The following is a 13,935-nucleotide window of genomic DNA, read 5'->3' on the forward strand; positions in this document are numbered from 1 at the left end:
TGGGAAGAGGTTGCATTGTGTTCGACCGGGCGCTCACGCAGAATGGCAGGATTGGACATAATGGATTCTGTTTCTGCCATGAGCCGGCCTCTTCGAATTGGATTGCTGCTGTACCCGGGTTGCATACCGTCGGGGCTGCTGTCCTTTGCCGATCTTTTGTATGCCGCCAACCGTCGCGCTTCGCAGACGCTCTTCGAAACCCTGTTTGTCGCCTTGCAGGCAGGCCCGGTGGTGTGTGCTGGTGGTGTGTCGTTGCAGGTGTCCCAGGCCTTGTCAGAGGTGGACGTTGATGCGCTGCTGATTGCCGGCTTCTGGGCCGAGTCTTCCCGGCAGGTCGAGAAGGTCGTAAGCGATAACAACGCTTTGGTGTTGGCCTTGGCGGCTTGTCCGAAGCGGGTGCAGTTGTGGAGTTATTGCACCGGTGTCTGCCTCATCGCTGCGAGCGGGCGGCTGGAGGGGCAGGCGGCAACGGTGACCTGGTGGTTGGCGGGTGCCATGGCCCGGCGTTATCCCAAGGTGAACTGGCAGAGCCAGCGTCACTGGGTGATCAATCCGTCGACCGCGACGGCTTCCGGGGTGACTGGCTATTTGCCGATTGCCCAGGCGTTGATCGAGCAGGCGATCGGTCAGGAGATGTTTCACGATCTGGCCAAATTGATGGTGCTGGCGCGTCCGGTCCAGGCGCATCCGGCCTTTGCGGCGATGAGCCTGATCGAGCAATCGAGTTCGTTGTTGCGGCAGTTGCACCGCTGTGTCGAGGACTCGCCGGCGGAGCAGATCACTGTGCAGCGGCTGGCGGAGCAGTTGGGGTTGTCGCCACGCACGTTGGCGCGCAGGGTGAGTGCTGAAACGGGCGTTGCCGTGGCGGCTTATGCCCGTTGTATCAAGCTCAACCAGGTCAGTGAGCGGCTGATGCTGACGTCTACGGCGGTCAACACTATCAGTGCCGACCTGGGTTTCAGCAGTGATTCGAACCTGCGTCGGATGTTCAAGGAGCTGACCGATTTGACTCCGCTTGAGTATCGGCAGCAGTTTGGGCGGCGTTGAGGGATACGCAGTGTGGCGTGCCGACGAAGCTTTCGGCGTTCTTGACTCCGACAGGGCTTATCCGAAATGACGCAGGTACTCCGGTAGTTCGCTGCTTCGCTGGCAGCCAATCAGCAGCCACAACAGAATCCGCGCCTTGCGCGGGCACAGAAAACCGGCCATCCGCGCGCCGCGCTGGATCAGGTCGATTTCGCTGCCGGTAAAGCCGTAGGAGTGACTCGCGGTTGAACCGGCTCCGGTGCGTGTGCCGATCACCACCGGGATCTTCAACGCCAGCGGCGTGATCGCCTTGGCCCATTCTTCGCTGACGTGACCTGCGCCGAAACCGGCGATCACCAAACCGTCGTATCCCAACTCCAACAGCTTCTCCAATAACAGCGTATCGGCTGACAGCGACGCTTCGAGCAGGGCTATCCGCTGCCCAACGCGAACCGGTGATGGCAAGGTTTTTCTCGGTGCTGGAGCGTGCAGATAGCGCACGGCATTTTCGATGACCAGGCCGTTGGGGCCGAACACCGGCGAACCAAAGGCTTCCAGTGCCAGCGCATCGTTCTTGCGCACACGGCTCGCACCGTGGATCTGGCCATTGATCACCACCTGGACACCACGCCCACGGCTGGCGCACGCCAGCGCGACCAACCCTGCGTGCAACAGATTCGCCGGGCCGTCGGCACTGATTTCTTTGGCCGAGCGCATGGCACCGCTCAACACCAGCGGCTCCTCACGATCCCAGAGCAGTTCGAAAAAGAACGCGGTCTCCTCCAGGGTGTCGGTGCCTTGGGTGATCACCACGCCGCTGGCACCTTGTTCGACCTGGCGCCTGGCCCAGTCGAGGACACCGAGCAGAAAGTCGAACTCCAGCGAGGCGCTGGGTTGCAGGCACAAGGTCTCGACGTGGATCCGGGCCAGAGTCGTCAGGAGCGGGACCTGCTCCAGCAGAGCCTGGCCGTTGACGCTGGGCACCACACCCTGATCCGGGTGGGCGGCTTGCATGCTGACGGTGCCGCCCAGGGCGGCGATGGAAAGTTGAGGCAGGGACATGGTGCTCTCGCTGATAAAGGTCGGGAAGCGGCGATACCGGCGGCACCAGAGTACCGCCGGGTGGAAGGAAAAGCGCTGTTCGATTCAGGCCAGCTTGAGCAGCCAGCCGAGCAGCGGCACGATCAGCACCGTGCTGAGGGCCATCGACAAGACATTGCCGATATACGGGTGCATATGCCCGGGGACCCGCCGCGACAGGGCGACGGCCAGCGGCGGTGCGATCAAGGCGCCGAGCAGGGCGCTGGCGATCACCACCAGCGTTCCGCCACCATGGATCAGTACGGCGGCCGGGGCGACCGAGACAATCGGGATATAGGTCGGATACCAACCCCGCGCAATCCATTGCCGGCGCCAGACCATCACACCAATGGCCGACGCCAGGGCCTGGGCCGCGAGCATCGGCAGCAGCAGGTCCGAACCGTAGACTGGCCCGGCCGGGTTGAGCCCGTAGGCCAGCAATACCCCCAACAGCAATCCCAGGCTCGCCCATTCGTTACCGAAAAACGGCGCTTCGGAAAAATCGGCGAGTACCCGGCGCATGCCCCAGACCAGCCCGTGATTCCCCGCTTTCGGCGCAGGCGCTGGTGCAGCGGCCGACGCAGGCTCGGGTTTCACCAGCGCCGGCCAACGCCGACAGAGCGTAAAGGCGATCACGCTGCCGAGAGCCATCCCCAGCACATTGCCGATCACCGCCGGCAGGTCCAGCGGGTTACAGACAAAGTTGACCAATAGCAGGCACAGCGGCGTAACCAGCAACGCCCCCATGACCGCACCGCTGACGGCGATCCGCATGCCCGCGCCAAACAGCAGCACGGTGGCGGCCGGAACGGAGACAAAGGCGGCGAAGGTCGGTTGCCAGCCATAACGCGGCACGCTCCAGCCCCACAGCAGGTTGCTCAACAACAGGCCCAGCAGCGAACTGCCGATCAACCAGGGCCACAGGCCGCTGCCATAACAAATGGCAAAGCCCTGCCAGGCCTTGCCCCGGCGGTGGGCCCAATGGGCCAGGCCGGCACCGGCCAGCAGGCCCAGCGAAGCCAGCTCATGTTTGTAGAAGACCATTTCGCTGATATCGCCGAGCACCCAGCGCAGCCAGGCACTGGCGGCGGGCAGGGTTTCCATCATGTGCAGGTAGCCGGACCCGCCGAACGGCAGGCTCAGCCAGACCAGCAGCAGGCCCGGAACGACCAGGCCCAGGCCGAACAGGCCGGCGAGCCGGCCGGGGTTGGAGACAATGTTCATCTCGATCCCCTTCAGCGCGGCAGAGAAGGATGGTGGAGGTAGCCGAGCATGTCGTCGTAGAGGTCGGTCCGGCGGTCCCTGGGCAGGTCGTTCAGGCTGTTCCAGATCGGTGCGCTGCGGGCGCTGACCAGATCGATATCGGCAAACAGCACGGCCTCATCGATGGGCGAGGCCACCTCGCTGAGGGGCCAGCCGTTGGTCCCGGCGATCAGCGAGCAGCCGAGGAAACGCTCGCCGCGATCGCTGCCGACACGATTGGCCGCGGCGATAAACACGTTATTGACGTGGGCGGCGGTGATGGTCAGGTACGAGGCCATGCATTTGCCGGTTTCATCGAACAGCGGCGGTGGGGTCCATACCCAGTTGTTCAGGCTGCAGATGATATCCGCACCCTGCTGGCTCAACAGGCGTGGTACTTCGGGAAACCAGATGTCCCAGCAGATCAGCAGGCCGATCCGCCCGATGGGCGTGTCGAAGACCGGAAAGCCCAGGTCGCCGGGGGTGAACCAGAGCTTCTCCTCGTTCCATAAATGGGCCTTGCGGTACTTGCCGATAAACCCGTCCGGGCCGACCAGCACTGCGGTATCGAATAACTGCACCCCGTCACATTCGGCGACTCCGGCTGCGAGGTAGATCCGATGCTCTTGTGCGAAATTTACCCAGGCCTGCACGCTGGGACCTTGCGGTACGGCTTCGGCGTGGAGAAATGCTTCCTGGCGGTTCTGGAAGCTGTAGCCGGTGTTGGCCAGTTCCGGCAGCACGATCAGGTTGGCGCCACCGCGCACCGCCTGGCCCGCCAGCGCAAGGCTGCGGTCCAGGTTATACGGGGTGTGGGCAACGCCGGCCTGGGGATCGAACTGCACGACGGCGACGCGTACGGGACTGACAGCGGGGCGAGATTCATTCATTTGAGGTGCTCTCATTCTTGTTATTCAACCCGAATGGGTTGATACGCCTATGAGAAGCCATTCAATGAGTGGTGTATGTCGGTGGGCCTCCGGTAAACCAGTCGGGTATTTCCTAGAACAGCCTGGGAATACTGAACGCCGTTGGTGACTCGCTGGCCGGTGGTCGCCCGCTGTATTCGGGGTAGTGCTTCAAGCTGAAACCTCCATTGAATGTTGCGCCGGTTCGCTGGCACAGATGGATCGTGGCATCGAGGGCACCCCGCAGGCAGGGCTCGGTCCAGCCGGCGTCGACCGAAAAGGACTCGCCGCACAGGTAGAGCCCGGAACGGGCGGAGTAGTGGCGGTTGTAGTTCATCAGGTCGATGGCTTCGTAATAGGTGCCGGGACGATAGAGCTTGGCCGCACCGAGGGCATTGCGATCACTCATCCAGCGATGCACCGCGGCCTTTTGCGTGTCGATATAGGGTGAGATCCGCCGATTGATATTGCTCGCGTGCAGCAGTATGCGATCCAGCTCGCCGACGCATTTCTCAACCAGCTCCTGGTCCGAAAACAGCGCGAGTTTGGTGGCGTCGTCCTCCCAGGTGTAACTCAGCAGGATGCAGTCATAGGGATAGGTGTCGTTGTAACTGTAGGTGTACATGTCATGGATCAGGCTGTCGGTGACCAGCGCCTGGGGGATGCCGTGGGGCTCGGTGAAAAAGCTTTTTTTCAGCGGCGCAAACACCTTGCAGCTGGTTTCCCAGTGGGCGGTCTTGTAGGCGCTGCGGATGTGGAACGGCAGCATCCGTTCGTCGAAGCCCTTGAGCTCGACGGTGGTTTCGATCAGCCAGGACGGGAGGGTGAGAATCACCGAGTCGAAGACTTCACTGCGCCGCTCGCGGCGCTGCGGATCGTTCCATTGCCAGGCGTAGTCGACGCGAATCTGCTGGTTGGGCAGTTTGCTCAGGCCGTTGACCTGGGCCTGGGTGGCGAACCCGGCGCCGCGCTGCCGGCAATGCTCGTAGAAGGACAGGCCACGCCCTTCGACCGGCATGAACAACAGGCATTCGTCGAGGGCGGCGACACCCAGGTAGCGCGGTGCGTCGAAGGCCAGGCCGTTGCAGTCGAGCAGCGTGCCGGCCTGCAGATGCGGTGATGGCAGCGGATTGCCGCGCTCATCGACGCGGCCGTGCATCAACTGCAGGCGATGGCTGAAACCAAAGATCGCGGTGCGGATCGGGTACAGGCTGCAGGCGTCATAGAACGCGCCCCAGCTGCCGTCGCCGATACCGATGGCATAGAAGATCGCCGATTCTTCGGCGCTCATGCCGACGCCGCCGAAATTGCCCGGGTCGTCCGCTTGCCAGTGACTGATGGCGGGCAGTGTGACGAGGTTGCGAAACGACAGGCTTTCATAGCGCTGGACAATCGCCGACCAGAGGCTTTCCCAGCCCTCGCTGGCGTAGTGGGCTTCCACCTGGCGGGTCATGCGCTCGGCGAACAGGCGCCATTTTTCGTGGACCTGTTTCAGCAGTTTTCCCGGGGGCGGGGTCTGCCCGTCGCGGTTGTCCCAGATCAGCATCCTTGGGGTTTCCTGCCCCTCCAGCAGGCCCTCGCGGAGGAAAATCCCGGTGCTCTTGACCTGGGCGCTGCCGGGGTTGGCGAAATCCGAAAGACGCAGGTTGAACTGCTCGGTGTAGTGCGCCAGCACGGAGCGCCCTTTCAACGGCGCCTCGCCCTCGCGGTTGAAATACGGCAGGCGCATCGCGCCCATTTCGAAGGGCGTGGAACCGGTGGTGGCGGGCTGGCTTTTGTCGATCACGGTCAGGTGGCGACCGCCGATGCGCCGGGACTGTTCGAGCAGGGTGATGTCCGTGAAGCCGCAGCGCAGCAGCTCATGGGCCGCGCTGAGGCCGGTGACGCCGGCGCCGATGATGCAGATCCGGTGGGCGCGGTCCGTGGCGCGGGCGACGCCGCCGGGTTGCTCGACCAGTCGGCGATAGTCGAAGCACAGGTCCGGCGGGTTGGGGAAACGGGCGCGCCAGGTGCGCTGGGGCTCCACCGTCGGTGTAGGGAATGAGGGCTGCTGTTGAGCCAATCCAATAGGCATGTACGACGCTCCTTGTCAGTGGCAATCGGTAGTGATTGCCGGAGCGAGTCTACGAAGGCGAGGGCAGGGCGCTGTGGTAATTAATTATGCAAGGTCGCGCGCCGCTTTCGTTTAGTGTCGAAAACGGCGCACGGGCTTCATGCCGCTTGCTGGAACTGCTGGCGATACTGGTTGGGAGACAGTTCGGTGTGCTGGCGGAACAGCCGGGCAAAGAAGCTGGCGTCGTCATAGCCGACTTCATAGCTGATGGTCTTGATGCTCTTGCGGGTGCCCGAGAGCAGGCCCTTGGCGGTTTCGATCCGCAGGCGTTGCAGGTAGTGCAACGGCTTGTCGCCGGTGGCGGTCTGGAAGCGCCGCATGAAGTTGCGAATGCTCATGCCATGCTCCCGGGCGACATCCTCGAAGCGGAACTTGTCGGCGAAATGCTCTTCAAGCCATTGCTGGATCTGCAGGATGATCACGTCCTGGTGCAGCTTCTGGCCGCCGAAGCCGATACGCCCCGGGGCGTAGCTGCGCTGAACCTCATAGAGAATGTCGCGGGCCACGGCCTGGGCGACGTTGGCCCCGCAGAAGCGTTCGATCAGGTAGATATAGAGGTCGCAGGCCGAGGTGGTGCCGCCGGCGCAGTAGAGGTTGTCGGCGTCGGTCAGGTGCTTGTCCTGGTTCAGCTGGACGTTGGGGTAGCGTTCGCTGAAGGCGTTGAAGAAACGCCAGTAGGTGGTCGCCTCCTTGCCATCGAGCAAGCCGGCTTCGGCCAGCCAGAACACCCCGGTGGCTTCGCCGCAGAGTACGGCGCCGCGGGCATGCTGCTCGCGCAGCCAGGGCATGACTTGCGGGTAACGCTGGCACAAGGTTTCGAAGTCGTCCCAGAAGGCCGGGAGGATGATCACATCGGCATTTTCCAGGCCGCCGTCCACCGGCAGAATCACATCGCTGAAGCTGCACACCGGTTTGCCGTCGGGGCTGACCAGGCGGGTCTCGAAGGCCTTGGTGAGTCCTTGGCCGAGCTGCTTGCCGTAGCGCAGGCTGGCCAGGTGGAAAAAATCCTTGGCTTGCATGAGGGTGGAAGCGAATACCCGGTCGATAGCCAGGATGCTGACGCGCCGCAAGGGCGTGGAGAGTGGATTAGCCATAATTCCATTGTTCTTATTAGCGGAAAGTTCTTATAGGGGAAAGTGGTCAACAGACGGCTGGATCGTCTTATTTTTTGTCGCATGTGTCCAGTGTTACCCGGCAAAACACTGGCATAGGCTCTACGGGCCAATCCTGGCCTCAGTGTCCTTGCAGGTGCCCCATGATCCCCAGAACCCTGTTCAGTCCCGAGCACGAGCTGTTTCGCAGCAGTGTGCGCAAGTTTCTCGAGCAGGAAGCGGCGCCCTTCCATGCGCAGTGGGAGAAACGCGGCTATATCGACCGTGAACTGTGGAACAAGGCGGGCGCGCAGGGGATGCTCTGTTCCCATCTGCCGGAGGCCTACGGCGGCATGGCGGCGGACTTTCTCTACAGTGCCGTGGTGATCGAGGAGATCAGCCGGCAGGGCTTGAGCGGCATCGGTTTTTCCCTGCACTCGGACATTGTCGCGCCTTATATCCTGCATTACGGCAGCGAAGCGCTGAAGCTCAAGTACCTGCCCAAGCTGGTGTCCGGCGAGATGGTCACGGCCATTGCGATGACCGAGCCGGGGGCCGGCTCCGACCTGCAAGGGGTGAAGACCACGGCGGTGCTGGACGGTGACGAGTATGTGCTCAATGGCTCGAAGACCTTTATTACCAACGGCTTTCTCGCCGACCTGGTGATCGTCGTCGCCAAGACCGATCCGCACGCCGGGGCCAAGGGCACCAGCCTGTTCCTGGTCGAGGCCGATACGCCGGGGTTTGCCAAGGGCAAGCGCCTGGAAAAGGTCGGGATGAAGGCCCAGGACACCTCCGAGCTGTTTTTCCAGGATGTGCGGGTGCCGAGGGAAAATCTGCTGGGCCAGGCCGGAGCAGGTTTTGCCTATTTGATGCAGGAGTTGCCGCAAGAGCGCCTGACGGTGGCAATCGGTGGTTTGGCCTCGGCCGAGGCGGCGTTGCAGTGGACGCTGGAATACACCCGTGAACGCAAGGCCTTCGGTAAGTCCATTGCCGACTTCCAGAACACCCGCTTCAAGCTGGCGGAAATGGCTACCGAGATCCAGATCGGCCGGGTGTTTGTCGACCGCTGCCTGGAGCTGCATCTGCAAGGCCTGCTCGATGTGCCGACGGCGGCGATGGCCAAGTACTGGGGCACCGACCTGCAATGCAAGGTGCTCGACGAATGCGTGCAGTTGCATGGTGGCTACGGGTTCATGTGGGAATACCCGGTGGCCCGGGCCTGGGCGGATGCGCGGGTGCAGCGCATTTATGCGGGGACCAACGAGATCATGAAGGAGATCATTGCGCGGTCGCTTTGAGGGCGTGGACAGTCGAGGGTGGGGCCTGGCTTGGCAGCGATGGTGTCCTTGCGGGCCCTATCGCCGGCAAGCCGGCTCCTACAGTTTTGCGCACACCGAAGCTTACGGCGCCGGGTTCGGGTGATCCTTGTGGATCGCCTCGATCCCCGCCAGCACTTCCTCCGACAACTTCAGCTCGGCGCTGGCAATGTTGCTGTCCAGTTGCTCCAGCGTCGTCGCGCCAATGATGTTGCTGGTGACGAACGGTTGCTGGGTCACAAACGCCAAAGCCATCTGCGCCGGGTCCAGGCCGTGTTCACGGGCCAGGGCGACATAACGGCTGCACGCCGCTTCCGACTGCGGGTTGAAATAACGGCTGAAACGGCTGTACAGGCTCAGGCGCGCCTTGTCCGGCCGGGCACCGCCTTCATACTTGCCCGACAGAAAGCCGAACGCCATCGGTGAGTACGCCAGCAGGCCGCATTGCTCGCGCAGGGCAACTTCCGCCAGGCCCACTTCAAAGCTGCGGTTGAGCAGGTTGTAGGGGTTCTGGATCGACACCGCCCGCGGCCAGCCGCGACGCTCGGCCTCGAGCAGGAATTTCATGGTGCCCCACGGGGTTTCGTTGGACAGGCCGATATGGCGGATCTTGCCGGCCTTGACCTGTTCGTCCAACGCTTCGAGGATCTCCTCGATCGGCGTGAAGTCTTCATCGGCCTTGTGCTTGTAGCCCAATTGACCGAAGAAATTGGTGCTGCGCTCTGGCCAGTGCAACTGGTAGAGGTCGATCCAGTCGGTCTGCAGGCGCTTGAGGCTGGCATCCAGGGCTTCGACGATATGCTGGCGGTTGTGCTTGAGCTGGCCGTCGCGGATATAGCCGATGCCGTTGCCGGGGCCGGCGATCTTGCTCGCCAGGATCCAGTCGGCACGGTCGCCGCGCTGCTTGAACCAGTTACCGATCATGCGCTCGGTGCTGGCGTAGGTTTCGGCCTTGGGCGGCACCGGATACATCTCGGCGGTGTCGATGAAATTGATCCCGGCGCCTTTCGCCCGTTCGATCTGGGCAAAGGCTTGATCCTGGGTGTTCTGCTCGCCCCAGGTCATGGTCCCCAGGCAAATTGCGCTCACGTTCAGATCGGTCCGGCCTAGCTGACGGTATTCCATTGGCTGCTCCTGTGGGAAAACGACCATAAAAGCAGGTTGAAATTTTTTTGGCAATCTGCATAATTACGCACCTCTTTATGCAGTGGAAGTGATGCGCCGCCGCCAAAGAATCTTGCCGTTGAACGGACGCGCCGACCCGAGCCCCCGAAAGCGTCTGTATCCGGCTGCCTTTGACCTTGTCAAAGTACGCACTATTCAGTAAGATCCGCCGTCTTATTTACAGGCGGCCCCTGAGGCTATAAAGAATGAAAACTTTTACTGCTAAACCGGAAACAGTTAAGCGCGACTGGTTTATCGTCGACGCTGCTGGTCAGACCCTGGGTCGTCTGGCCACCGAAATCGCGAGCCGCCTGCGTGGCAAGCACAAAGTCGAATACACTCCGCACGTTGACACCGGTGACTACATCGTTGTTATCAATGCCGAGCAGATTCGTGTGACCGGTGCTAAAACCACCGACAAAATCTACTACTCCCACTCCGGTTTCCCGGGCGGCATCAAGTCGATCAACTTCGAAAAGCTGATCGCTAAAGCCCCTGAGCGCGTGATCGAGACCGCGGTCAAAGGCATGCTGCCTAAGAACCCGCTGGGTCGCGACATGTACCGTAAGCTGAAAGTCTATGCGGGCGCTGTTCACCCTCATACTGCTCAGCAGCCCCAAGAACTGAAGATTTAACGGAATAGTTCATTATGTCGGCGACTCAAAATTACGGCACTGGCCGTCGCAAGACCGCAACCGCACGCGTTTTCCTGCGTCCGGGTACTGGTAACATCTCCATCAACAACCGCACCCTGGACTCGTTCTTCGGTCGCGAAACTGCCCGCATGGTAGTTCGCCAGCCGTTGGAACTGACTGAGACTACCGAGAAATTCGATATCTACGTCACTGTCATCGGTGGTGGTGTAAGTGGTCAAGCTGGCGCAATCCGCCACGGTATCACTCGCGCTCTGATGGATTACGACGAGACTCTGCGTGGTGCGCTGCGCAAAGCCGGCTTCGTAACCCGCGATGCTCGTGAAGTTGAACGTAAGAAAGTCGGTCTGCGTAAAGCGCGTAAGCGTCCGCAGTACTCGAAGCGTTAATTCGGTCCCCGTACCGCTCTACGTTTCAGCTATACGTTCTACAAAAGGCCCGGTTTCCTCGCGAAACCGGGCTTTTTTGTGGGCGAAATATTTTCCTGTGACAACTTGCCACATCCGTAGAGCCCCTATACTACAAGGCTTGGGGCAGGGTAGGGCTGGTAATTACCTTGTCAGACGTGTGGCTTTTCATTACCATTCGGCAAAATTTATAAGTACAAAAATTTACTTAGTAGACGCCTGATTTAACAGGCCACAAAGCTGATGGGAGAGGACTGAATGAGTAGCAATGACGGCGTGAATGCAGGCCGGCGTCGCTTCCTCGTAGCAGCCACATCCGTGGTAGGAGCTGCAGGAGCGGTGGGGGCTGCGGTCCCGTTCGTGGGGTCATGGTTTCCCAGTGCCAAGGCGAAAGCCGCGGGGGCGCCGGTGAAGGTGAATATCAGCAAGATCGAACCCGGACAGCAGATGATTGCCGAATGGCGAGGTCAACCGGTCTTTATCGTGCACCGTACTCCGGAGATTCTGAGTAATCTCGCCAAGATCGAGGATCGATTGTCCGACCCCAACTCCAAGGAGTCCACGCAGCCCACCTATGTCGACCCCAAGAACCGCGCGATCAAGCCAGAGCTGCTGCTGCTGATCGGTATCTGTACGCATCTGGGGTGTTCACCGACCTTCCGTCCGGAAGTGGCGCCCGCCGATCTGGGCGCCGACTGGGTCGGTGGCTATTTCTGCCCTTGTCACGGTTCTCACTACGATCTGGCTGGCCGCGTCTACAAGTCGCAACCCGCGCCTTTGAACCTGCCGGTTCCGCCGCATTCCTATGAGTCCGACACGATTATTGTGATTGGCGTCGATACGGAGAAAGCGTGATGAGCAAGTTCATGGATTGGGTCGACGCACGTTTTCCCGCCACCAAGATGTGGGAAGACCATCTCAGCAAGTATTACGCTCCGAAGAACTTCAACTTTTTCTACTTTTTTGGCTCCCTGGCCCTGCTGGTGCTGGTCAATCAGATCGTCACCGGCGTCTGGCTGACCATGAGCTACACCCCCTCGGCGGAAGAGGCCTTCGCCTCCGTCGAATACATCATGCGCGACGTCGAGTACGGCTCGATCCTGCGCCTGCTGCACTCCACCGGCGCTTCGGCGTTCTTTATCGTGGTCTACCTGCACATGTTCCGTGGCCTGCTCTACGGTTCGTACCAGAAGCCCCGTGAGCTGGTGTGGCTGTTCGGCATGCTGATCTACCTGGCGCTGATGGCCGAGGCCTTCATGGGCTACCTGCTGCCATGGGGGCAGATGTCCTACTGGGGGGCGCAGGTGATCATCTCGCTGTTCGGCGCGATCCCGGTCATCGGCAACGACCTGACCCAGTGGATTCGTGGTGACTACCTGATTTCTGGGATCACCCTGAACCGCTTCTTCGCCCTGCATGTGGTGGCCCTGCCGATCGTCATCCTCGGCCTGGTGGTGCTGCACGTACTGGCGCTGCACGAGGTCGGTTCGAACAACCCGGACGGCGTCGACATCAAGAAGCACAAGGACGAGAACGGCGTACCGCTGGATGGCATCGCCTTCCACCCGTACTACACCGTGAAGGATATCGTCGGCGTGGTGGTGTTCCTGTTCATCTTCTGCTCCATCGTGTTCTTCTTCCCGGAAATGGGCGGGTATTTCCTCGAAAAACCCAACTTCGAAGTGGCCAACGCCTTCAAGACGCCTGAGCACATTGCACCGGTCTGGTACTTCACGCCGTTCTACGCGATCCTGCGGGCGGTTCCGGACAAACTCATGGGTGTCATGGCCATGGGCGCGTCGATCGCCGTGCTGTTCGTCCTGCCGTGGCTGGACCGCAGTCCCGTCAAGTCGATGCGCTACAAGGGCTGGCTGAGCAAGATCTGGCTGTGGGTGTTCTGCATCGCCTTCGTCACCCTCGGCTGGCTGGGTGTGATGCCGCCGACGCCTGAGCGCACGCTGCTGTCGCGGATCTGCACGGTCCTGTACTTCGCCTACTTCATTCTGATGCCGTTCTATACCCGGCTCGAGAAGACCAAACCGGTACCGGAAAGGGTGACTGGCTGATGAAAAAATTATTTGCAGTCTTGATGCTTTTGGCTCTGCCACTCCTGTCTTTTGCCGACGAACATGGTCCTGATCTTGAAAAAGTCGACATCGATGTTTCCGACAAGGCGGCCATGCAGGATGGTGCGCGGACCTTTGCCAACTATTGCATGGGTTGCCACAGTGCCAAGTTCCAGCGTTATGAACGGGTCGCCGATGACCTCGGGATTCCCCATGATCTGATGCTCAAGAACCTGGTGTTCACGGGCGCCAAGATCGGCGACCACATGACCATCGGCATGCAGCCGGCCGACGCCAAGGCCTGGTTCGGCGCGGCACCGCCCGACCTGACCCTGGTGGCGCGGGTGCGCGGTACCGACTGGCTCTACGGCTACCTGCGATCCTTCTACGAAGACCCTGCGCGGCCCTGGGGCGTGAACAACAAGGTCTTCCCGAACGTCGGCATGCCCAACGTGCTGGCGGGCCTGCAGGGGCGTCAGGTGGTTGGTTGCAAGCAGGTTCAAATCGTCGAGGACGGCAAGAAGCAGTATGATCCGCTGACCGGTACGCCTTTGACCCATGAAGCGTGCGACCAGCTGACCATCGTGCCGAAAACCGGTGCCTTGAACGAAGAACAATTCGACGAGAAGGTCAAGAATCTGGTGACCTTCCTGGCCTACTCGGCCAACCCGGTGAAGCTGGAACATCAGCGCATCGGTACCTACGTTTTGCTGTACCTGGCCTTCTTCTTCGTGTTCGCTTATCTGCTCAAGCGCGAATACTGGAAGGATGTGCATTGATAACGTTGTAACATAGCTGTCAATCGTGCGCGCCCAAGGGTGCCTCTGAAGATGTAGCCAGCAGGAACGGGCGGGGTGAGCCGGCAA

The 13,935-nt window shown here is 61.0% G+C and carries 13 protein-coding genes; 7 read left to right on the plus strand and 6 right to left on the minus strand.

What is annotated here, in order from left to right:
• The first annotated feature begins 60 nt into the window (after positions 1–60).
• On the plus strand, positions 61–1,047 hold the full coding sequence (locus CWE01_RS14785) for a GlxA family transcriptional regulator (protein WP_256579356.1): 987 nt from the start codon (positions 61–63) through the stop codon (positions 1,045–1,047).
• Positions 1,048–1,104: 57 nt separating this feature from the next.
• On the opposite strand, the gene CWE01_RS14790 is transcribed toward CWE01_RS14785, so the two are convergent.
• The 5 genes from CWE01_RS14790 to CWE01_RS14810 all read right to left on the minus strand — a co-directional run bounded on the left by CWE01_RS14790 (position 1,105) and on the right by CWE01_RS14810 (position 7,364).
• Complete coding sequence (locus tag CWE01_RS14790) at positions 1,105–2,088, minus strand: asparaginase (RefSeq protein WP_100941278.1); 984 nt, start codon at positions 2,086–2,088, stop codon at positions 1,105–1,107.
• A gap of 84 nt (positions 2,089–2,172) precedes the next feature.
• Positions 2,173–3,330, minus strand: coding sequence for a hypothetical protein (locus CWE01_RS14795; RefSeq protein WP_256579357.1), 1,158 nt, complete (start codon positions 3,328–3,330; stop codon positions 2,173–2,175).
• 11 nt (positions 3,331–3,341) lie between these two features.
• Positions 3,342–4,238 carry a nitrilase family protein gene (locus CWE01_RS14800; RefSeq protein WP_100941279.1) on the minus strand — a complete coding sequence of 299 codons (897 nt, stop codon included), beginning with the start codon at positions 4,236–4,238 and terminating at the stop codon, positions 3,342–3,344.
• 112 nt (positions 4,239–4,350) lie between these two features.
• The gene (locus tag CWE01_RS14805) at positions 4,351–6,330 is read right to left on the minus strand and encodes an NAD(P)/FAD-dependent oxidoreductase (RefSeq protein WP_100941280.1); all 1,980 of its coding nucleotides are present in this window, start codon (positions 6,328–6,330) and stop codon (positions 4,351–4,353) included.
• 137 nt (positions 6,331–6,467) lie between these two features.
• Positions 6,468–7,364 carry a GlxA family transcriptional regulator gene (locus tag CWE01_RS14810; RefSeq protein WP_177145042.1) on the minus strand — a complete coding sequence of 299 codons (897 nt, stop codon included), beginning with the start codon at positions 7,362–7,364 and terminating at the stop codon, positions 6,468–6,470.
• 260 nt (positions 7,365–7,624) lie between these two features.
• Between CWE01_RS14810 and CWE01_RS14815 the strand changes: the two genes are divergently transcribed.
• A complete protein-coding gene (locus CWE01_RS14815) occupies positions 7,625–8,761 on the plus strand; it encodes an acyl-CoA dehydrogenase family protein (RefSeq protein ID WP_100941282.1) in 1,137 nt (378 codons plus the stop codon).
• A gap of 102 nt (positions 8,762–8,863) precedes the next feature.
• On the opposite strand, the gene CWE01_RS14820 is transcribed toward CWE01_RS14815, so the two are convergent.
• Positions 8,864–9,904 (minus strand): NADP(H)-dependent aldo-keto reductase, encoded by a 1,041-nt coding sequence (locus CWE01_RS14820; RefSeq protein ID WP_100941283.1) that lies wholly within the window; start codon positions 9,902–9,904, stop codon positions 8,864–8,866.
• Between the two features lie 245 nt (positions 9,905–10,149).
• On the opposite strand from CWE01_RS14820, the gene rplM reads away from it, so the two are divergent.
• The 5 genes from rplM to CWE01_RS14845 all read left to right on the plus strand — a co-directional run bounded on the left by rplM (position 10,150) and on the right by CWE01_RS14845 (position 13,848).
• On the plus strand, positions 10,150–10,578 hold the full coding sequence (rplM, locus tag CWE01_RS14825; RefSeq protein WP_100941284.1) for a 50S ribosomal protein L13: 429 nt from the start codon (positions 10,150–10,152) through the stop codon (positions 10,576–10,578).
• A 14-nt stretch (positions 10,579–10,592) separates the two neighbouring features.
• A complete protein-coding gene (gene rpsI / locus CWE01_RS14830) occupies positions 10,593–10,985 on the plus strand; it encodes a 30S ribosomal protein S9 (protein WP_100941285.1) in 393 nt (130 codons plus the stop codon).
• A gap of 276 nt (positions 10,986–11,261) precedes the next feature.
• Positions 11,262–11,858: a ubiquinol-cytochrome c reductase iron-sulfur subunit gene (petA, locus tag CWE01_RS14835; RefSeq protein WP_100941286.1), complete on the plus strand. Its 597-nt coding sequence runs from the start codon at positions 11,262–11,264 to the stop codon at positions 11,856–11,858.
• Positions 11,858–13,069 carry a cytochrome bc complex cytochrome b subunit gene (locus tag CWE01_RS14840; RefSeq protein ID WP_100941287.1) on the plus strand — a complete coding sequence of 404 codons (1,212 nt, stop codon included), beginning with the start codon at positions 11,858–11,860 and terminating at the stop codon, positions 13,067–13,069. Before petA ends, CWE01_RS14840 begins: the two co-directional genes overlap by 1 nt.
• Positions 13,069–13,848, plus strand: a complete 780-nt coding sequence (locus CWE01_RS14845) for a cytochrome c1 (RefSeq protein ID WP_100941288.1) — start codon at positions 13,069–13,071, stop codon at positions 13,846–13,848. Before CWE01_RS14840 ends, CWE01_RS14845 begins: the two co-directional genes overlap by 1 nt.
• Positions 13,849–13,935 lie beyond the last annotated feature (87 nt).

It is taken from the genome of Pseudomonas sp. QS1027 (assembly GCF_002814235.1).
Lineage (GTDB): Bacteria > Pseudomonadota > Gammaproteobacteria > Pseudomonadales > Pseudomonadaceae > Aquipseudomonas.